Annotated in this window: 17 protein-coding genes; 5 read left to right on the top strand and 12 right to left on the bottom strand. The window is 49.7% G+C overall.

Going from position 1 to position 20506, the window contains the following annotated elements:
• Window positions 1-33: 33 nt before the first annotated feature.
• Window positions 34-3969, top strand: coding sequence for a CHAT domain-containing protein (locus DZK30_RS09270; RefSeq protein WP_162902978.1), 3936 nt, complete (start codon window positions 34-36; stop codon window positions 3967-3969).
• A 142-nt stretch (window positions 3970-4111) separates the two neighbouring features.
• On the opposite strand, the gene DZK30_RS09265 is transcribed toward DZK30_RS09270, so the two are convergent.
• The 3 genes from DZK30_RS09265 to DZK30_RS09255 form a co-directional block, all read right to left on the bottom strand.
• Window positions 4112-6457, bottom strand: a complete 2346-nt coding sequence (locus DZK30_RS09265) for a T9SS type A sorting domain-containing protein (protein ID WP_162902977.1) — start codon at window positions 6455-6457, stop codon at window positions 4112-4114.
• 114 nt (window positions 6458-6571) lie between these two features.
• The gene (locus tag DZK30_RS09260; protein ID WP_118973844.1) at window positions 6572-9472 is read right to left on the bottom strand and encodes a sensor histidine kinase; all 2901 of its coding nucleotides are present in this window, start codon (window positions 9470-9472) and stop codon (window positions 6572-6574) included.
• Window positions 9469-10209: a LytR/AlgR family response regulator transcription factor gene (locus DZK30_RS09255; protein WP_118973843.1), complete on the bottom strand. Its 741-nt coding sequence runs from the start codon at window positions 10207-10209 to the stop codon at window positions 9469-9471. The genes DZK30_RS09260 and DZK30_RS09255 overlap by 4 nt, the downstream gene beginning before the upstream one ends.
• 337 nt (window positions 10210-10546) lie before the next feature.
• Between DZK30_RS09255 and DZK30_RS09250 the strand changes: the two genes are divergently transcribed.
• Window positions 10547-11323 (top strand): acyl-CoA desaturase, encoded by a 777-nt coding sequence (locus DZK30_RS09250; protein WP_118973842.1) that lies wholly within the window; start codon window positions 10547-10549, stop codon window positions 11321-11323.
• Window positions 11324-11393: 70 nt separating this feature from the next.
• Window positions 11394-11588 (top strand): cold-shock protein, encoded by a 195-nt coding sequence (locus DZK30_RS09245; protein ID WP_118973841.1) that lies wholly within the window; start codon window positions 11394-11396, stop codon window positions 11586-11588.
• Between the two features lie 214 nt (window positions 11589-11802).
• On the opposite strand, the gene DZK30_RS09240 is transcribed toward DZK30_RS09245, so the two are convergent.
• Window positions 11803-12252 carry a cold-shock protein gene (locus tag DZK30_RS09240; RefSeq protein ID WP_118973840.1) on the bottom strand — a complete coding sequence of 150 codons (450 nt, stop codon included), beginning with the start codon at window positions 12250-12252 and terminating at the stop codon, window positions 11803-11805.
• Between the two features lie 461 nt (window positions 12253-12713).
• Between DZK30_RS09240 and map the strand changes: the two genes are divergently transcribed.
• Together map and DZK30_RS09230 are read left to right on the top strand one after the other, a co-directional pair.
• Window positions 12714-13478 carry a type I methionyl aminopeptidase gene (gene map / locus DZK30_RS09235; RefSeq protein ID WP_118973839.1) on the top strand — a complete coding sequence of 255 codons (765 nt, stop codon included), beginning with the start codon at window positions 12714-12716 and terminating at the stop codon, window positions 13476-13478.
• Between the two features lie 114 nt (window positions 13479-13592).
• Window positions 13593-13799, top strand: coding sequence for a hypothetical protein (locus tag DZK30_RS09230; RefSeq protein WP_118973838.1), 207 nt, complete (start codon window positions 13593-13595; stop codon window positions 13797-13799).
• Window positions 13800-13918: 119 nt separating this feature from the next.
• On the opposite strand, the gene DZK30_RS09225 is transcribed toward DZK30_RS09230, so the two are convergent.
• The 8 genes from DZK30_RS09225 to DZK30_RS09190 all read right to left on the bottom strand — a co-directional run bounded on the left by DZK30_RS09225 (window position 13919) and on the right by DZK30_RS09190 (window position 20342).
• Window positions 13919-14698, bottom strand: a complete 780-nt coding sequence (locus DZK30_RS09225; RefSeq protein ID WP_118973837.1) for a helix-turn-helix domain-containing protein — start codon at window positions 14696-14698, stop codon at window positions 13919-13921.
• A gap of 7 nt (window positions 14699-14705) precedes the next feature.
• Entirely contained in the window at window positions 14706-15836 is a 1131-nt protein-coding gene (locus DZK30_RS09220; RefSeq protein ID WP_118973836.1) for an MBL fold metallo-hydrolase, read from the bottom strand.
• Entirely contained in the window at window positions 15833-16489 is a 657-nt protein-coding gene (locus DZK30_RS09215; RefSeq protein ID WP_205529398.1) for an NAD-dependent epimerase/dehydratase family protein, read from the bottom strand. Before DZK30_RS09215 ends, DZK30_RS09220 begins: the two co-directional genes overlap by 4 nt.
• Window positions 16490-16568: 79 nt before the next feature.
• On the bottom strand, window positions 16569-17597 hold the full coding sequence (locus DZK30_RS09210; protein WP_118973834.1) for an SDR family oxidoreductase: 1029 nt from the start codon (window positions 17595-17597) through the stop codon (window positions 16569-16571).
• 121 nt (window positions 17598-17718) lie between these two features.
• Complete coding sequence (locus tag DZK30_RS09205; protein WP_118973833.1) at window positions 17719-18366, bottom strand: response regulator transcription factor; 648 nt, start codon at window positions 18364-18366, stop codon at window positions 17719-17721.
• A 23-nt stretch (window positions 18367-18389) separates the two neighbouring features.
• Window positions 18390-19151 carry a sensor histidine kinase gene (locus DZK30_RS09200; protein ID WP_118973832.1) on the bottom strand — a complete coding sequence of 254 codons (762 nt, stop codon included), beginning with the start codon at window positions 19149-19151 and terminating at the stop codon, window positions 18390-18392.
• Complete coding sequence (locus DZK30_RS09195; RefSeq protein ID WP_118973831.1) at window positions 19144-19782, bottom strand: hypothetical protein; 639 nt, start codon at window positions 19780-19782, stop codon at window positions 19144-19146. Before DZK30_RS09195 ends, DZK30_RS09200 begins: the two co-directional genes overlap by 8 nt.
• Window positions 19783-19802: 20 nt before the next feature.
• Window positions 19803-20342, bottom strand: a complete 540-nt coding sequence (locus DZK30_RS09190; RefSeq protein WP_162902976.1) for a hypothetical protein — start codon at window positions 20340-20342, stop codon at window positions 19803-19805.
• Window positions 20343-20506 lie beyond the last annotated feature (164 nt).

The raw sequence follows: 20506 nt of genomic DNA, 5'->3' as shown, positions 1-20506 counted from the left end.
GTTTAACCTGTGATATAAAACACCATGCCCACCATGATTATTAGCGAAACCCTGCCGTATGAGCAAGCTGTTGACACGCTCAGTACTTTTCGGACCTATAAAGAGCTGTATGGCTTCTTTGAAGTGAACGAAAACCTGTTGGATCAAAACCTCCTGGATGAATTGGAGCTGCGTCGCTTCCAGACAGAAGATGCCGGACAGCAGATCTTCTATAGCGGTCTCGCAAAAGAGATCCATAAACTGTTTTGCAAAAAAACGCTCGTGACCTTCGTCAATATGGACGCCGACGATGCCATAGCCTTTTTTTATGACCATTACCAACAGCTTGTCCATGAGGAAGCTCACAATTTCTTCCCGCAGATCATGGACCAGGTGGCGGCAAACAAGGATATGCAAACCCTGGTGTCGATCAAAGAGCTGATGCTGACCCAGTTGATTGCGGACCATTTTTTGTTTAAGGGCGACCGGTATTACCGGTATCATGTATTGCTCAAGGGCCTGGTATGGCTCGGCAAACCGGCTGCGAAAGACTGTTTTACCCGGGCCGCCGCTATTGATGAGCAATGGCGTAATAGGGCCTCGCAACTTTCAACCTTGGTATCGGAATGCGAGACGGAGGGTGCTTTGGCCCGCCTTTATCATGAGATAGGTCCCGGCCTTGAAGCCATAGCAAAGGCCGGTAGTGAGGAAAGCATGAAGCTGTCCCAGGTATTGTTGGAAATTGCCGGGGATGCGCATCGGGAATTGTCTGCGCTGCTGTATGCCAATATAGGCAACCAGCTGAGAACGCTTGGGGTCCAGGGAGACAGGCGTACCTTCTGGAATGCCGTATTCGCTTACCGCGAGTCGCTGAAACTATATTCACTCGAAAATGATGCCGAAGGCGTCGCGCAGTGCCATCGCAATCTGGGAGAGCTCTTTTTCGATACAGCATTTGGCGACCGGGATGAGAACAGGATGACTGCAATCGCTGCACTCGGGCAGGCACTTGCTTTCTTCACGCCGGAAAATAAGCCGGAGACTTATGCCGGTATCCATTATAAGCTCGGCGATCTTTATCGCGATCTGAAAACGGAGGCCTATGCAGAGCACATGGAGCTGGGTATCGAAGCATACCGGAAGGCATTGCAACACTATACCAGGGGTACGGATCCCGGGGTATATGGAGATATACAGAATTCGCTGGGAACAATTTACCTGGAGCGTATCAGGGAAAATCCCATTGAAAAGACAGAACTGGCGATTACGGCGCTGTTGGCGGCACGGGAGGTTATTGACCCTGTTTCGGAGCCCGATAAATGGTCTACCACCGCCAATAACCTGGGGAAGGCCTATGCGCGCAGGACAAAAGGTGTTAAAGCGGATAACCAGGAGCGGGCGATCAATTACTACAGGGAAGCGCTGGCCGTTCCCGAAGCGCCGGCTTTCCGTTCCGTTGCCATGCAAAACCTGGGTTGCCTGTTCCGGGATCGTATACAAGGAGATAAGAATGAGAACCTCGAAGAGGCGAAGGAATACCTGGAAGACGCGCTGGCGATAAGGACTGAGGACCTATTGCCATTGGAACGTGGCAATACGCTGACCAACCTGGGCGCTGTGCTGATGGAACGGCTCAGCGGCAACAGGATCGAGAATATCGAAAAGGCTCTTGAATATGAAACGCAGGCGGCAGCAATTTTTGCGCGGATGAAGCGCCCCGTCGACTGGGCATTGGCACAACGGAATCTTGTTGTTATGTATCGGGAGCGCTTTCGTGGGGATGCTGCCGAGAACAATGAACGGTCGTTGCGTGCGGTACAGGAGGCGTTGACGGTATATACCGCTGCCAGCTTCCCACAGCAGTGGGCCGAGCTTCAGAAAGACATAGCCTTATCCTATCAAAAAAGACAGCGTGAAGAGAAAAAGCAAAATATTATAGCGGCTATGGCCGCCATTGACAATGCCCTTGGCGTTTTTTCAAGCGAATACTATCCTTCGGAATGGGCCGAGTGTCAATCGATAAAAGGTAACCTGTTGATGAGCCTTTCGGCAGCAGAGGGGATTGACCATATAGAGCAGGCGCTGGAAGCGTTCAGGCTTTCCGCTTTATGGTACAAGGAAGCGGGCGACGATATCAAATGGGCCCAGGTACAGCATGATATGGGAATTGCCTATTATCGCCGCAAGCAGGGCGCTAAGAACGATAACCTGAAAGCCGCTATTGAAGCCTACAGGCATGTGATCCGCATCTTCAATAAGGATTACTTCAGAGAAGCCTTGTCCAATATATATAATAATCTCGGCTCCATTTATTCCGGATACGAGGATGGGAATACGGAAGACAATATCAAAACAGCCATTGATTACTATCAGCAATCACTGCTCCTGCGCACGCTGGAAGAATTCCCGCAGCAGCGAAGGGATACTGCATGGAATTTTGGCAATTTCCTGTACAGGCTTGGGCGATGGGAAGAGGCTATCGCCGTGTTCTCTATAGCACATGAGGCTATACAGGCCACGAGGAACGATTCAAAGAACATAGAAAGCCTCGCAAGAATAGCGAAGGAGAATGCCGAGATGTACCGGAAGCTGGTGACCTGCCACCGCAACATCAATGCCATCGAAGGCGCGGCGAAATACGCATTGCTGGGAAAAGCACGTACACTGGCAGAACTGCAAGGGGAGCACCAGGCATGGGAACAGCTGAAAGCAAGCGATCCGGCCCTTGCTGCCGGTTTTCTTGAGATCGAGCAAAAGCAGACCTTGCTGGATGAAGCCCTGGCGCTATTGCAATACGAGAAAAAAAGTAAGAGGCTCCCGGCAGAGAAGCTGGAGGTCTTTGAGCAGGAGCAAAAAGGGATCATCGCCCGTTTCAGACACGATATCAGCCGTGGCTACGATGAGCTGCTCTTTAAGCATCCTGAGCTTTCTGCATTCCGTGCGCTGCCCGATTTCTCTGTTGCTGATCTGCAGGCAGTATTACATTCATGGCATAATATGACCCTGGTCGAGTATGTGCAGCATGATCAGGGATATACCGCTTTTCTTTTCCGGGACAATAAGATCGCATCCATCGACCTCAGCCCGGAATTGATGTCGCTGCTGGGGCAAAGCGTTGAAGATATAGTAAAAGATGAATTCTGGAAATCACCCGCCGGCTCCGAGGCAAGGTTAAGGCAGATGCATGATTTGCTGATCACACCTATAGCGCATCTGCTTCCGCCGGATGGGCCGGTTATGATCGCGCCGACCACTTTCCTCCATCTGTTACCCTTCCAGGCCTTTCTAAGTCCGGAAGGGCAATATCTTTCAGAAAGATTTGCGATAACGTTCGTTCCCGGTACGATCGCGCTCCTGGCAGTGGCCCGAAGAGCCGGACAAGCACGCCCTGCGTGCAGCAGCTTATTGACGGTTGCTCATTCCGGTTATGGCGCCAGGTATCTCAAGAATGTACTTCTGGAAGTAGAAGCCATCAGCCAGTCATTTGAGCAGACAACCAACCTGCATGAAGAAGCTGCGACTGCTGAGAATATTATAACACGCATCAACGGGGAGCTCTTCGATGTGATCCATTTCAGCTGCCATGGCCTGTATAGCATACAGGAACCCGGACAATCGGGATTGGTGATTGCCAATGAGAACATACTAACGGTCAACGAAATCCGTACGAAGCTGAGCATTAAAGGAAATCCATTGGTAAGTCTAAGCGCCTGCCAGACAGGCCAGATCAAGCCCGAATTCGGAGATGAATCTATTGGTATTGCCTGGTCCTTTTTAACGGCGGGCGCTTCAACTGTCCTGGCCAGCCAATGGTCGGTCCCTGATGAGGAAACAAGGATATTGTTCGACTATTTTTATTGGATAAGAAAACAAACCAATAAGAGCTATGCCGAATGCCTCCAGCAGGCTATCGCGGAGCTCCGGAGCAACGACGAAAGCATGTCGCCTGCCCGGTGGGCGGCATTCCATACAATTGGTCTGCCACTTTGAGCTACGATACGGAACCTGTGTGGGTATGACCATCGGGCCTGAGACCGGGCTACCGGAACAGCCCGGGCAATAACCAAGGTTGCCTCCCTTGCTTAACAGGCACAGGAGGCAACCTTTTACTTTTGTAGCGCACCACTGCAGCTTACAGCCGGCTGATCTTTCCTTTGTAGACCATTCCGCCGCTTTCCAGCTGGTAATAATACATGCCGGGGGCCAGGCGGGAAACATCAAGGATCGCTTCATTGCTTCCCTGCTGCTGCACCTGCGACTGTTGCAGAACGGTTTTACCCAGCACATCGGTCAGCTGTATGCGGGCATCGTTTTCAGCATTGCCGGCTTGCCAGCTAAAGTGTATTTGCTCGGTAGCCGGATTAGGAAATACCTGGATGTCTGTTGCATCGGCATCTCCCGTGAAGGGATTGGATGCTGTAGATCGCCAGGTATTTCCAGGTGCATTGCCATCAATGATCCTGAAATAGGAATACCGCTCGATTATACCACAAGGTGTGGTATTGGCGGCCAGGGTTACCTTAAAGTAGGCATTGTTCTTGATGGTATTGTAATTAAGGTAAAACCAGAGACTGGGATTGAGGCTGTTGAAGAGATAGTTATTGAACGGAGTTGTCTGTGTCGCCGTCGCAATCGGCGCACCGATCGCATTTCCGGCATTATCTACCTGTTGTACAGACAAAGTATAATCCTGGATGGTGAGGTTGCCGGTGATCACATAGCTGGCTTGCTGAATACCGGCACTGAGCGCGCCCAGCCAACCGTCTTTACAGAAAACACTTGTGGCCGGCTGGGTGTAAGGATTGGAATTGGCCAGCTGACCAATGCTGGTTACGCGGTTGAGCGCCGGACATCCTGATGGCCCCTGCAATTTGAAATCGACTACCAGTCCTACCCTGGCGATGTCGAAGGTTTGCGTAATGGTTGCGGTCGTGCCACAGCTATTGGTGAAGGTAAGCGTAAACCGTACGCCGCCGGTATAAGATCCCAGGCCGAACAACGATCCTACATTCACATCGCCTTCCATGGCTGGAGCACCCAGGGGATTTCCCTGTACGGCTATAGGAAGCCCGACCGCGGTAAAGGTATTCCCGTTAACCGTACCTTTCTGCAAGGTGATCCCGGCGCTCGTAATATAGCCGCCTGTATTGAAGTGAAGCGTCAACGGGGTATTATCGCAAAGGACTACCTGTGGAATGATTGAAGGGCTGCTCTGCGAAATACCGTTCAGCGTATAGCTTGGCGATAAGCTGTTGTAGCGGCTGAAGCTCTCGCCGTCGATCTGCGCCTGTATCTTGTAGCCAAAGCCTGTTCCCAGGCCGGCGCCGTTGGAGAAGGTATTGATGTATACCTGCGTCGTATTGTTGATCTTTGCCGGCTGGATAGTGCTATTGGTTATATTGACCACATACAGAGGACCAGTAGTCATACTGTTATCGCCCAGGCCGGTATTGGGATTGGTAGCCAGGTAAAGCTGTCCGTCCCTTCCCCGCTCAATTTCCGTATAGCCCCAGCTTAGCTGTGAGGTTGTAACAGGTAATGTAATGGTTGAGAAGAGGCTGATGGGTGTAGCCGGGTTGGATATTTCGACATAGTCTACGCCGCCTGCTGTGGGGCCGCTGCCGTGCCAGCTGATGTACACACGGTCAGGACTGTTAGTCATCGGTACGTATTCATAGCCGTGAATATGCCGTCCTGTACCTATTGGAATACCTGCCGTAAGCTCGGCAACCGGATAGCCGGCCGTGAATACATCTACCGACCATACCTTACCAAAACGATCGCTGAAGATAACATATTTACCATTGGGGCTCACCTCCATTTGGTTGTAGGTTTCAAAAACGGTAGCGCCCAGTGTGATATAACGCAGGTGCTGTACGGCGCCTATACCACCGGTTGCAGAAATGGTAACCGATTTGAGCGCATTGTTTTTTGCATCGTAAAAATAGACAAGCCTGGTCCCGTCGGTTCTCAGCGGGGCGATCGCCACGGTATTGGAATGCTGGTCGTCCGATTGCTCCGAAAACAGGTCGACGCTATCCGTTTCCACGACAGCAGCAGGGTTGGTGGCATCCAGCTTCCTGAGCACGAGCCGGCTGTTTGCCGGGAAATGGTTCAGGTACCATTCTACGGCATAGAATTTCTTACAAAGGCCGGGTATCGGAAACACGTTCCGGTAGCCCTTGCCGGCCACACTCGTACCGGAAAGATTGTAGGTGCCGCAGTTGGGGACAAAGGCAAAGGCCGGGTCGCTTCCCGATGAAGTAGAGATCACCTGGGCAGTCTGGGTACCGAGACAACCTAATGTCGGCATAGCAGAGGCGACGCCATTGCCTCCGGAAAATTGAATGCGGGTCGCCGGTTGTATTACCCAGTCATAAGACTGAGCGAAGGCGCCAAAGCCCGCGGAGGACAGTAATGCTGCCGCCATAGCCTGTTTGAAATGGGTTTTCCAATGGAGTAAGTTTTGATTAGCCATGTGTTTTAAATGTTTAGTTTGGGCTAAAACTAACATGGCCGGATCACCTTCCTGTGTTCAATTGTTGAACGGCAGCCTGCAATACAGGAACGGTAGGGTATAATTGTTAAACGGTCAGGACAGGTATTCAAGGGCCAGCCTTAATGTGGCCGCCGCACCGGGCCCGTCAGGGTTATCCGTCAGCCGGAAGCTATACTCTTTTCCCTGCATCTCGCTTAGCAGCTGCAGCCTGTTCCGGATCATATCCAGCCCTAGGCTCTTATGCGTTTTCTCCACTGTGCGGGTGCTGTTGAGCCCGGGACCGTTATCCTTCACGCATACCAGTAAGTTACCGCCATCGATGGTACAGGAAATGGTGATCATTACCGGCTTTTTCCCGGCCATTACACCGTGAATAACGGCATTCTCCGCTAAAGGCTGCAGGAGCATTACAGGTACCAGTATTGTATCGGCATTGACACCCGGTCCTATGTCGAACGTATAGCTTAGTCTGCCATCAAATCGTAATTGCTCCAGGTCCAGGTAATTGCTGATGTATTCCAGCTCTTTCGCCAGGACGCTCCTGGTTTCCTGACTGCTGTTCAGGCTGCCCCGCATGAGCTTCGAAAATTTGGACAGGTATTTATTGGCCAGGTACCGGTCGTGCTCGTTGATATAGCTTTGAATGGAGTTGAGCGCATTGAATACAAAATGCGGATTCATCATACCTTGCAGTGCACGCAGCTTGAGCAGGACTACCTGCAGCTTCATATCCCGTTCATTGAGCTGCCTTTTTCGCAACCTGGCGGCAAGATAATTACTGATAAGCAATATTAGCGCCAGGGCGCACAACAGCAAAGCCAGGCTTACCGGCCATCGCTGGAAAAAAGGAATGGGTATCTGCAAGAGCAGGATTTTTTCTTCCGACCATGCGCTGTTTCCCTTGCGGCAGCGGAGATATAGCTTTTTATGCCCTTCGAAACCCAGGGGAATGGAAAAAAAGGGACCGGATGTTTCGATAAAATTGTCGGAGCCCTCAAAGCAATAGGCAAAGGTTACCGGCGCTGTGTTCCCGAAGGCTATAGCGCTGCATTCCAGTCTTATCTCCTTACTTTCCCCGGGAAGATTGATCGTGCCCGTGGGATTGCGCCAGATCTGCGTTTTATTCTGGACCGAATGGATCAGCAGCCGCGGCTTATCCGGTTGCTGTGTCAGCGAGCCGATGTCCAGCTTTTGTAGTCCCTCTGCTGTTACAGCATAGAGAAAATCCTTGTCCCGGCAAAAGGACAGCACATTGTCCGACAGGAGGCCATTATTCTTATTGACCCAAAGTACAGGTCTGTACCGGTCTCCTTTACGGCGAAACATGCCTATCCCGGCTTCTCCCGCAAGCCATAGCTCGTCGCCATACATTTTGGTCCTGCTTACGGCGCCCCAATGCAATGCCTTGGGCTCGATGAGCTGCCGTACCTTACCCAGGGTATCGGCGATGGCTACACCTTCACTTTCGGTTGTGAGCACCAGGAGATTGGGTCCCGGCATTTTGATATCTGTGATACGCTGATGGAAAAAAGGATTGGAAGACGACAGCAGCCGGGGGCGCCCCTGGTATAGCCAATGCAATCCGTCGATATCGCTGTACCACACCTTACCCGGTGCGATATCGGGGCATATCGCATATTTCCGGCTGAGGCTTGTGAAGAGGGAATCGACCAACAGCCGCCCGGCAGCAATATCGACGGCCAGGAGGTACCGGATACTATTCAGGTAAAGCTTTCCGGTAGCCGTTATTTCTGCATCCTTCATAGGACATATCATGGGATGAAGGGAAGAGGCGACCTTTACCGGCCGGAAGGTGTTGTTATCGCCCGCCCGCCATACCAGGATACTGCCGCCGGAAACGATAACCTTTCCGAGATTGCTGTCGTAATATACATTTTTGACCATCATCGCCGTATTGGTAGAGTGGTGCAACACCGTATCCAGGCGCAGCTCTTTGCTGAAGCAGGCGACGCTGCCATTCTCAAAGCCGGTTACGAGCTGTGTGCCGCAGACTTCCATGTCTGTAATCACCTTTCCCGGCCATTGTGGCGAGAACCGGGTTGCCCGGGCATTGCCCTTATTGCCGGGATAGTAATACAATCCGTCGGCCAGCGAAGTGATCCAGATGCCCCCGTCTTTATCGGCCCAGGCGCGCCCCGGCGAATATACATCGGTGAAGACCCGCGATGAGACGACCACGCCGTTTTGTTCCCGCAGTGCGATCACCTTGCCGTTGTTGCAGGTAATAAAGAAACGCCCGGGAGATTGTACTTCCAGCTTCCAGGGATCCAGCTTATCCTTCCAGGTAAACAACAGCTGTTCCCTGCCTTCTCTGAAGCGGAAGAGTCCCGTCGACTGCAGGTAATAGCAGGCATTCCCCCTGGCAACCACCGTACCCGAACCGAGTCCTTCCCTGAGCTGGAATAAGCGTCGTCCGTTCTTATAAATAAAGCTATCCATAAGGTAATAGCTATCCATACCGTCTTCCCAGTAAACACTCGCTTTATAAGGCATTACTTTGCAGGATAAAATGCTGTCGGCATTTACCTTCAGCTGTGCATAGTTCCCGCCTATTCCCAGCACATGATTGATGTTGTTGCGGCCCTCGTAAAAGCGGGGGGAATAATTCATAAGCCGTATCCCGGCAAGCGCAGGGGTATTGCCGGGATGGAAGAAGCGGCCTTTATCGTAGTAGCCGATCCTTCCGTTAAAGCAACAGAACCATACCCGGCCATATTTATCGATGCAGATCTCCAATACTTCGTTATCCGGCAACCCGTCCTTGGTATGGAACTGGCGGAAATGAGTACCGTCGAAGCGGTACACACCTGTATTGGAGCTGATCCACAGAAAGCCTTCCTTGTCCTGCACCACATCATAAATATAATTGCCACTGAGGCCGTCTGCCGCCCCATAACGGATATAGGTACCCGGCTGCGCCGGAGCAAAGCCGGTCAGCAATACACAAAGCAAGACAATGAAAAACCGTTTCAAGAACCCAGCTTTTTGGACAACTCCAGGAACAAGGATAGCTTTCTGCGGCTGACGGGAACCTCGTAACCCTCAGAGAGCAGGGCCGTATACCCGTTTTTAGACGAATAGCCTTTCAGATGCCTGAGGTTGATAATATAGGACTTATGAGAGCGAAAAAAGAACGGGGAAGCCAACAGTGTCTCGTAAGATCCCAACTGCCTGGATGCAATGATCTTCTGCGCACCTTCAAGATAGAATGCGGTGTAGCTTCCCTCTGCTTCCGCAAAAAGAATGCGGGACTGGTCAAACAATTCAAAGCCGTCATCGTGGTTGACGATAACCTGCTGCTTACCGGTATCGGAAGCCGGGGTTTGCGCTACCGGCGCCGGCCGCGTGCTTTTGAGGAAGCCGGTTGCTTTATCTACCGCGAGTAACAGCTCGTCGATATCAATGGGTTTAAGCAGGTAGTCTATAGCCCGGGCCTTAATCGCTTTAAGGCTGAATTCTTCGTGGGCTGTTACAAAGATCAATGCCTGGTGCCTGCCCGTACCTTGCTGCAGCAGATCAAATCCGGTCTCAGTGCCGAGGTTTACATCGAGAAATAAAATGTCGATCTCGTTTTCCTGCAGCAGGCGGGCGGCCGTAGGTATATCTCCGGCAAGAAAAAAGGCGCTCAGTTGCGTACAGTGCTCGGCAAGCAGCCCATGCAGGAATTTACGGGCGGGTGCTTCATCATCTAATATCAGTGCGGAGAACATGTTGGTGTGTTTGGGTAAGCATGGTTTGGTATTTGTGCTTTACAAAAGCTTTGACAAATAAAATCAAAACTTTAAATATAATCATGCTGAGAAAGAGAAATAATGTATGCCCGTAAAAACCGCGGACAGTTGTCCCTGGCTGTTAATACGGGTTTAATGCAGTAGCGGAATCGGCGATGTGATTTTATTTAAGATAAAACAATGGCCAGGGCGCAACATCTTTCCGGTCTTTACGTTATAATTGCACTACAGGACTTCTTCTCTTTCTCTTTTCAGCATTCATTCGCTGTCATGTGCAATTGATCCCGTTCTAATATCTTAATCAATTGCCCGCTATATGATCGTGATTGCTTTCTTTATTGCGCACTGGTACCTGTGCTTGTTCAGCCAGACTTTTTTCCTGCATCGATATGCTGCGCATGGCAGTTTCCGCATGTCTACCTTTTGGGAGCGTTTCTTCTTTATCTTTTGCTATGTCGCCCAGGGCGCCTCTTACATTAGCCCCAGAGCTTATGCCATCGTGCACAGGATGCACCACGCCTATACCGATACAGAAGACGATCCGCATTCTCCCGCATTCTCCCGCAACGTATTTACCATGATGTGGCGCACCAGGGACTTTATCCTCGGCGTCTTACGCGATAAAATGCCCATAGAGGCACGGTTTAGTAAAAATGTACCGGACTGGAGGACTTTTGATCTTATTGCCAGCCATCCCATTTCAAGATTTGCATGGATAGGCGCCTATATCGCATTCTATATTGCATTTGCTCCTTCCGCATGGTTTTATTTATTGCTGCCGGTGCATGCGGCCATGGGCGCTGTTCAGGGCGCTATTGTCAATTGGAATGCCCACAGAAGGGGATACCGGAATTTTGAAGTCAATAATCATTCAGAAAACCTGATGCGGGTAGATATTTTCTTTTTAGGCGAATCGTACCACAACAACCATCATAAGTTCCCCTCCAGGGTCAATATGGCGATGAAACGGTTTGAATTTGACCCCACCTACCAGGTCATTCGCTTTTTCAACTGGCTGGGCATCCTCCGGATCGTTTCCGATAAGCGGGTATCGAGGCCCGGCCCGGAACCGCAGCAATTATTGCAGGCATAAGGAAAGTTTTACAAATATTTCTAATATTTTTTGTATCTTTGTTCTTTATTCATTTTTTCAATTTAATCTAATGCAAGAAGGAACAGTAAAATTCTTCAACGAAACTAAGGGATTTGGTTTCATCACACCTGCTAATGGCGGAGCCGATCTTTTTGTTCACGTTTCTGGTCTGTTGTCACAGAGCATCCGTGAGAATGACAGGGTATCTTATGATTTAAGAGACGGACAGAAAGGGCCAAATGCAGTTAATGTAAGGGTAATCTAACTACTGATACTGATATGTTAATTGAGAAAAGCATGCCTTTTGGCATGCTTTTTATTTTTTGGTATCTCCGGTTCCGGTGTCATACGATTCCCGAAAGCCCGACTTCCGATGACTAACCTTTAAGGCATAGAAAATAGAAGGGATGTTACCTTACCGGTTTATGCTTATAGAAAAAGTCTCCGTTATCCATGTGCCTGCTGCCGTAAAGAAAGCATTAGCCCAGCTTTCGTACCAGGATCGCTTTCATTCCTTTTTGTCCTCTGGCTACTTCAAAAACCACCTTGTCGTTTTCCTTGACCGGCGAAGAAAGGTCGCTGTTGTGTACAAAAAAGCTGTCGGAAGTATCCGCATCTTTAATAAAGCCAAATCCTTTCACCAGATCGAAGAAGGTTACGGTACCTTGTCTTTCGGTTGGCTCCCGGTCATTGTTTCCTGAAGCAGAAAGCGATATGTCTTCCGGTTTGATTTCTTTCTTCCGGCGCGGATCCGGTGGTTGGGTAGAGAGATTTCCGTTCTCATCTACGTAAGCCATCATATCTTCAAGGTCTTTGCCCTTGCTGGTGTTAGATTGCCGTAATTCTTTTTTTTCGGCTTTGGCTTTTTGCTTTTCTTTTTTCTTTTTGGCAATTTCTTTTTTGCCACTCGTTTCGTGTGATCTTCCCATTAAGTAAGTTAAAGTGATAAATAGGCCGTTCCGGTTGCATAAGTGAGACAGGAAATAGAGGATACCGGCGGGAGAAAAGCCTGGGTGTCTAAAGGATGAATCAGCAATATAGAGAAGGGGCAGCCTTGCGTACAAAGGTCGGATTATTTGTTCACAAATCCTATTTGTTGCCTGCCAGCCGTGTCTATAGGTAGATAATTAAGATGAAATAAAGCACAAAACCTGCTCCCAGAGCAGGTTGGGAGATATAGGCCTGGTGGGACATAATGTCATTTATTACCAGGCCTGATCCAGGTAAATGTTCAAACCGCATTGCTATAGTGCCGCTCCAAATAAGCCGCGGCGATATTTTCATAACTTTGTTATAGGTTGGACACAGTGGCGGGGCCAGATGCTGCCGTATTCCCCGGAGCCGGCTGAAACAATTACATTCATACGCTGTAACGGCGAAAAAGCAAGATATGTCAATAACAAAGGAATCGGAGTTACTGGGTATGCAAAAAGCGGCTGAAGCCGTTGCCTGCACCTTGAAAGAAATGGTCAATTATGCGCAGCCGGGCATGAGCACTAAGGAGCTGGATGAATTTGGCGCGAAGATATTGTCAGGCTATGGCGCCAGATCGGCGCCGTACCTGACCTATAAATTCCCGGGCTGGACCTGCATCAGCGTTGGTGAAGAGTTTTGCCATGGCATCCCAAGGAAAAGTCGTATGCTGAAAGAAGGCGATCTGATCAATGTGGATGTCTCTGCCGAACTGGATGGGTTCTGGGCCGATAATGGCGCTTCTTTTGTGCTGGGGGCAGACGTTAACCAACATCAAAAGCTAGTCGATGCGTCAAAGGATATCCTGCACAAGGCCATCGGCAATATCAGGGGCGGTGTGAAAATAGCAGACATAGGCTATCTGATGGAAACAGAAGCGAGGAAGCAGGGCTATAAGGTGATCAGGAACCTGGGCGGCCACGGGATCGGCCGCAGCCTTCATGAGGCGCCGGATGAGCTGATGAATTACAGGAACCGTTACGATCACAGGCGGTTTACGAAGCATTCGGTAGTTGCCATAGAAACCTTTATCGCTACCTCATCTACCTATGCCGTGGAGCGCAACGACGGTTGGACGATGGTGGGTAACAAGGGCGGCTATATGGCCCAGCACGAGCATACTATCGTCGTTACCGATGACCAGCCCATCATTCTGACCGAAAGAAACGGGATATGGAATTGAGCGGCTGTTCATCCGCAGCCCTGGTTGTATGCTTTTAACCGGAAGGTAACGTCCGGGCCGGCGCCGGATTTGTGCTGATGAAGTAAATTTGAAAGACAAAAAACCAAACTATTTATGAAAAAAGCCAAGCTGAACCTGCCGGCATTAAAGCTGCGGAAGTACATTATTGTTGACCTTAAGGGTGACCAGGTTAAAGGTGGCGGCCCCGTTTCTATCGGTTGCCCTCCTACCGATCCCGGGCCCATTACCGGTACCGTAGGTACTGTAAGATGCACCATCTTCAATTCCTGCGATTCCTGCACCTTCAATTGCTGCGCTTAAGCTTTTTCGAAAGATCCTTTTAGGTTACCATAGAGCCACTGCTATAGTGGCTCTATTCATTAGACGCCACTTTGCACCAACGGGTATATTGGCCGCAAGGGATAACGAAAGGAGCAGGCCTACAGGTCGCGCGCCGAAATCCCAAATGCTTTCTTGAATGCAAAAGAAAAATGAGACAGGTCTTCAAAGCCCAGATCAAGGTAGATGTCGGTGGGTCGTTGCTTTTTTTCTTCGATCAGGAACCGCGCTTCCTGCAGCCGTCTTTGGATCAGCCAGCGATTGGGGGTTTCATTAAATAGCTTTTTGAAATCCCTTTTAAAGGCCGACAAGCTGCGTCCTGTAAGAAAGGCAAAACGTTCCATGCTTACATTGAACCTGTAATGCTGCTGCATAAACGCTTCGAGATCTAAACGTCCCGGAATGCCGAAGTCAAACAATATGTCCGATAGCCCGGGATGCAATTGCAGCAGGATGAGCAATAGCTCTTCCCGCTTTAAATCGGAAAATACCGGGCTGATATTCCCTGAAGGGTTATAATAGGGTTCCAGGGAAAGCAGGAAGCTGTCGATAAGCTTATCCCTTTTCAGCCGGATAAAGGCATCCTTAGATCGATGCTGCTCAAAAGATATTCTATGTGTCCGCTGAAAGTCTTTCAGGAAAGCTTCATCAAAGAAGATAATCACTTTTTCAAAAGCATCGTTCACTTTTACTTTGTTGTACCGGGCCAGCCTGTTTTTACGGACGATACAGCTTTCTCCGGGTTTGAGTATATAATGCTTGTTGCCGTCATAGCCGTTCATGATCCCTTTTGCCAGGAACAAAAAGAAATGTTCGGCTATAAATTGCTCCGGCGAGATCATCGGACCCACAAAGCAGGATTTTATCTCCGTTATTTTCATGGCTTAGCTAGTTTGTCTTTTTCCACCATTGTGTGAATTGCTGCAGGCTGTCGTTCAACCTTACCACCTCACCAATCATCGGTGTAGCAAGGTGGTAAGCCTTTGCTTGCGACAATACCGTCATCTGCTCCAGCGGCTCCTTCCAGGGATGGCGGGCCAGCGTGAACTTGGAATGATGCACGGGCACGAGGTTTTTCGCTTTCAGCTCCAGGGTGGCCTGCGCTACTTCTTCAGGCAGCTCATGTACGCTGTGCCAGGCTTTATTGTACTGACCGCATTCCATTACGGCCCAGTCGATAGCCGGGTATTTCGCGGCAATATCTTTAAACCGGTCGCTGTAGCCGCCATCACCACTGTAATAAATATTCAGTGCCGGCGATTGTATGAAAAACGAGAGCCACAGGCTTTTGTCGCTTGTAAAGCCGCGCCCCGATCCGTGGTGCGTGCTTTCGGTAAAGATGTTGAAACCGGGTTTCACCGCCACGGTATCGCCCCAGTCTTTTTCCAGGATCTGCTGTGCCGTATAGCCCCATCTTTCGTAATGAGCGCCGGCGCCCAGCCCGCAAATCACATACTTTACTTTGGGCCGCAATGCTTTTACGGTCTCGTAATCGAGGTGATCGTAATGATCGTGCGATAGCAGCATATAATCTATCGGCGGCATATCGCCGGCAGTGTATCTATCGCTTCCTTTGTAAGCCTTAACACCCCAGGGTAGCGGCGAGGCTGTCCTGCAAAAGACGGGATCGACCAGTATCTTTATGCCATCTACCTGTAAAAAGAAAGAGGAATGGCCAAACCATACCAGCACATTGCTGTCTGCCGCTAGGGTTTTTAAATTTGTTTTGACAGAGGGCAGCGAGTCGACCGGTTCCGTATGTGGATAGATTTTCGTTAAAGAGTTCCATATTTCACCCCAGAAGCTGAAACCCGCTGCGATCGTGGGTTTTTCTACGAGGTTTCTGAATTTCCCGTCTTTATAATGTGGCGATCTTTTTACCAAGGCAAGCCTTTCCCCTTCGGGTAAAGCGCCGAATTGTGGCCGTTTCATATAGAAATAGGTAACGATGGCCAGCACCACAACCAGGGAGCACAAAACGATAATCGTGCGTTTAAGGATTTTTAGAAACCGTTTCATTTTTTAGCTTGTGCTTTAATGTCCCTCACTTCCAGGACCGGCTGGCTGTATCCTCTGGAAACACAGTGGATCATGGCCAGGCCCACTTCTTCCATCGTGCAGATCCAATTGGGGAAAGTCAGGTACCATAAAGGTGATAAAGCATCGAACACCCGGTAGATCCACCGGACATTTTTTTGTCCCTTTACCGGCTTCATAAAGCCGGGGCGGAAAGGATAAACGGCTTTGAAAGGCAGCTTCAGCAAAGCATTTTCGGTTCGGCCTTTTACCCTTGCCCACATTGCCTTTCCCTGTCCGGTACTGTCGGTACGGGCTCCCGAGACATAGATAAAGGTCATTGCCGGATTGATCCGGGATAAGGTTTCTGCAAAGGGAACCACAAAGTCGAATGTTTTCCGGGTAAATGATTCTTCATTTTCACCAACCGCGCTGACGCCGGCACAAAAGAAGCAGCCATCATAGCCGTCCAGTTGTTCTTTATAGTCGCCGATCGTCGAAAAATCTTTTACGATCAGCTCTTTCAGTTTTTCATGTTTCAGGGCAAGTGGTCTCCTGTTGATCATAAGTACCTCTGTGACCTGGGGATGTTCCAGGCAGACCAGCAAAACGCCTTCTCCTACTAATCCGGTAGCGCCGGTAAGAATTATTTTCATTTGTATGGATTATTTGATTTAGACGGCCTCTTTCCATTCCCCCGTTACAAAGATGAAAATAGGGAATATTTCCTTCCTGTTAGCGTACAATGCCCAGTTGGATCAGGCTATTTGCCGTAGCCACGATCGCTTCTTCGGTGGTGCGGGGTTTCCACCCCAGCATGCTAATAGCTTTTTCGTTGCTTGCTCTTTTTACCATGCCTAAATAAGGGGCTACCGCTTTCAGCTTGGGGTTAAATACAGCCAGCAGTTTAATGAGCCAGCTTGGCAATTCTTTGGCAGGCGCTTTAGCTGCCTTGTCACCCAGGTTTTTACGTAATACATTGGCGATATCCAGGAGCGAGAAACCTTCGCCGGCGACGGCGATAAAACGTTGCCCCTTTGCCTGCGGCATCGTCATTGTTTTAAAGTGCAGATCGGCCACATCGCGTACATCTACATAGCCCGAAATAATCTTCGGGCAGGCTTTCATATCACCGTTCAGCATTTGCTTCATATTTTGAATCGAATGCGAAAAATCATCAGACAGGACGGGGCCCAGAACGCCGGTGGGATTGACCACGGCAAGCTCCATACCCCCGCCTTCATGCCGGATGAAGTCCCAGGCGGCCTGTTCCGAAATGGTCTTTGACTTTTGATAAGGAAATACGGTATCGTTCAGCACGGTCCAATCTTCTTCTGTATAAGGCGTCTTTTTTATAGTGCCAAAACCTACAGCGCCAAAGGCGGAAGTGAGCACTACTCGTTTTACGCCGGCTTTTTTTGCGGCGCGCAAGACAAAGAGCACGCCGTTTCTCGCCGGGATTACAAAATCATCTTCCGTTGTGGCATCCGTATGAGGTGTGGGTGAAGCAACGTGGATCACATACCGGCAGCCTTCAACGGCTTTTTCCCAGCTGGCCTCGTTCTGAAGATCGGCTTCGGCAAAGGACAGATCTTCGAAAGACCGGATACCGCCTTCCTGCAGCATTTGCTTTACCAGGTCCGCCTTTTTAAGCGAGCGCAGCGTTGCTTTTACTTTATAACCATTGCGGAGTAAAGCAATGATACAATAAGAGGCGATAAAGCCTGAGCCTCCGGTTACCAGAACGGTTTCTTTCTGTTCCATTGTCTAAAATTTGATAGGGCAAATTTCAGCAATGAATGGCAGTTTTAATTTGTTGAAAAGGCCAATTTAATTTGTTGAAAGGGTCAGCGAACATCGTCGGTCTTTTAAAAGCCCATCGGCGCTACAGCTTCACGATATCATGCTTCACGGCATATAAGGCAAGACCAACCCTGTTTTTGACCGATAATTTTTCAAACAAAGCCTTGCGGTAACCATCTACGGTTTTGGGGCTGAGATGCATGAGGGCTGCGATCTCATAATAGGTATATTCGCTGCAGGCCAGGCGCAGGAACTCGGTCTCCCGCTCGTTTAAGGGCGACAGGCTTCTTCCATGCTCATCATATTGCTGCAGGGTGCTGATGAGCTTACCTGTAATGAAGTCGGTATAGTAATAGCCGTTATTGGATACGGCATGTATCGCTTCGCCGAGCTCTTTGGGTTCGACGTCTTTGCTCAGATACCCTTTAATGCCCATTTTCAGCATCCTGATGATGTACTCTTCCTTATCCATCATAGTAAGGACAAGCACCGGTACGGCAGGATAGGTCTCTTTGAGCCAGAGCACGCTATCGAAGCCATTCATGTCCGGCATGTTAATGTCCATAATGATAATATCCGGTGCCGTGGCGGAGCCGATCAGTGCTTGCAGCTCCAGCCCGTTAGCAGCTTCAAACAGGATCTGTACGGGCTGGGTACAGGCCATTTCTATCAAAGAGATGATGCCTTTGCGAAAAAGCGTATGGTCGTCTACAAGGCCTATATGGAGCATGGCGTCTTAGTAATGTTGTAGGATTAGGTGAAAGTAATGGTTACGGTGGTACCTGCTGCTTTTTTGCTGGCGATCTTAAGCTCTGCATTGATCAGGCGGGCCCTGTGGCGCAGGTTGCTGAGACCGGAGCCATCGCCGGATGTCGGCTGATTGATGTCGAAGCCGATACCGTTATCCTGCAGCTCGATTATGGAGGCGCCATTCCTGTAACAAAAACGGGCGTCCAATGCTGTTGCCTGGCTATGCTTGATGATATTGTTGATCGCTTCCTGCATCATCCGGAATATCATCAGGCTTTTTTCCTGTTGCGGCTCGACGAAATCGTTGGAGACCAGAAGCGTTGCGGCAATGAGGCCGGTTTTGTTGAGCTGTGCAATCTCATTCCGGGCTACTTCAAGAAAGGATTGATCGGGGCTTAGTTTGTGTATGCCTACAGACAGTATCTTGATGTCGCGGGTAAGCCGTCGCATCAGCTTCCGGGTCTCTTCAATCTTGTCCTCTGTCTCCTGCGGCAAGAGCGTTGTATTGATCGTGTTCAGGTTGATCTTGATCAGAGAGGCGATCTGCCCGAGGTTATCGTGCAGCTCCCGGCTCACATGGTGCAGGATGTCCTCCTTGATCTCCAAATGAACATTCCGGATCTCCAGCAGGTAGCTCGTTTTTAAAAGCTCATTTTCTTTCTTCCGTTTGCGGTAGCGAACAGCCAGCGATATCGAAAAGATAAACAGCAGGGTGACAAACAGGGCGAAAGACAGGATACTGATGATCTGGTCACTATTATTCATAGGCTGGCGTTTCGGCTTTTAATAACATGGCTACCCATAGCAGGCTATAGTAAGTATAATTGGAGAACAGGTGAATGCCCCATACGGACCGGAGCATTCGCGGCGCAGAGACATAATCGTTAAACAATCCAAAGAACAGATAGGAAACCAGGTTGAACCACATGACCGCGATACAGACAATAAAGCTGCTTTTCAGAAAAATATTTTCCCGGGCAGGCAAGTCCAGGAGCTCGGAAAAAAGACAAAAGGACCAGAACATGACCACCACGCTTTCGAGCTTGGTAAAGTTGCCGGGGAATACCGTTACCGGCTGAATGACCAGCGTATTCAGGATCGAGAACAAGAACAACAGGAGCCACAATGGTACTACGGTTTTCCGCCATCCCGATCGCATATTCCGGTAAAAAAAAACAGCCCATAAGGTCAGCTGTATGGGCTGGTACACATGATAAACAGGAATGTTGTTATGAATGGTAAGCGCAAGCGCCTTACACAATATTTCGCTGCAGGCGGTAATCCCCAGTAACCATACAACAGGTTGGATGGTTCTTTGCCGCCTGAGCCTGTAAAGGCCCGTAGTAAAGGCGGCGCCGATGATAACGACATAGATCACATAATGCAGCGGGAACATAGGCAGGCTTGATCCTGGTGTTAAGGTGCTATGGGCGCGCTTTCCGGGCGGTCTACATATTCTTTTCTGCCTTCGGCCCCTTTGCAGAACCACATTTTATCCTCTTGTATATCATTTGGATCCATCCAGTAGTATTTCTCATTTTCGGGCCAGCAATTCAGGCTGGTCTCGGAGAAAAGCGGTGCACAGATACTGGGGCAAGGTTCCAGCGTATTCACGATGGGCGCCTTTTGGGTACCGGCGTCGCCCAGGTTCAGCTCGCCGTTTTTACCTATAGGTGCAGCAATAATATTGAGGTTGCCGGAGGCCTCGCGGCAAAAATGCAGGCGGATACCTTGCTCCGCATATTTATAGAGCAGCTCGAGGTCGTCCTGATTGATGGAGAAACTGTGGAGTACTTTCAGCTCTTCCGCCATGCTCTTTTCTACAGGCGTATACACGTATGGTCCGTGCTCGAGGTACTCCAGGTGCCGGCTCCTGGCTTCCTGCAGGCTGATGGGTTTATTGTCTGTGGCAGATAATTGCAAAACGATTTTCGTTTGCGTTGTCGTGTTGTCCATTGAATTGCTTGCTTTATGGTTTGATGCGAAGGATTTCAAAGGTAACTGTCTGACTGCCACTAGCAAAATGTTAGCATGAAAAACAGGGTTTTTCCTGTATAGCGCTAAAAACCCTGTTTTAAAAACCGGATTTCTCATCTTGTCTGCTACGGCCCCGATATGGA

This window comes from Taibaiella koreensis, from assembly GCF_003545715.1.
GTDB lineage: Bacteria > Bacteroidota > Bacteroidia > Chitinophagales > Chitinophagaceae > Taibaiella > Taibaiella koreensis.
This window is presented reverse-complemented; position numbering and strand designations above follow the sequence as displayed.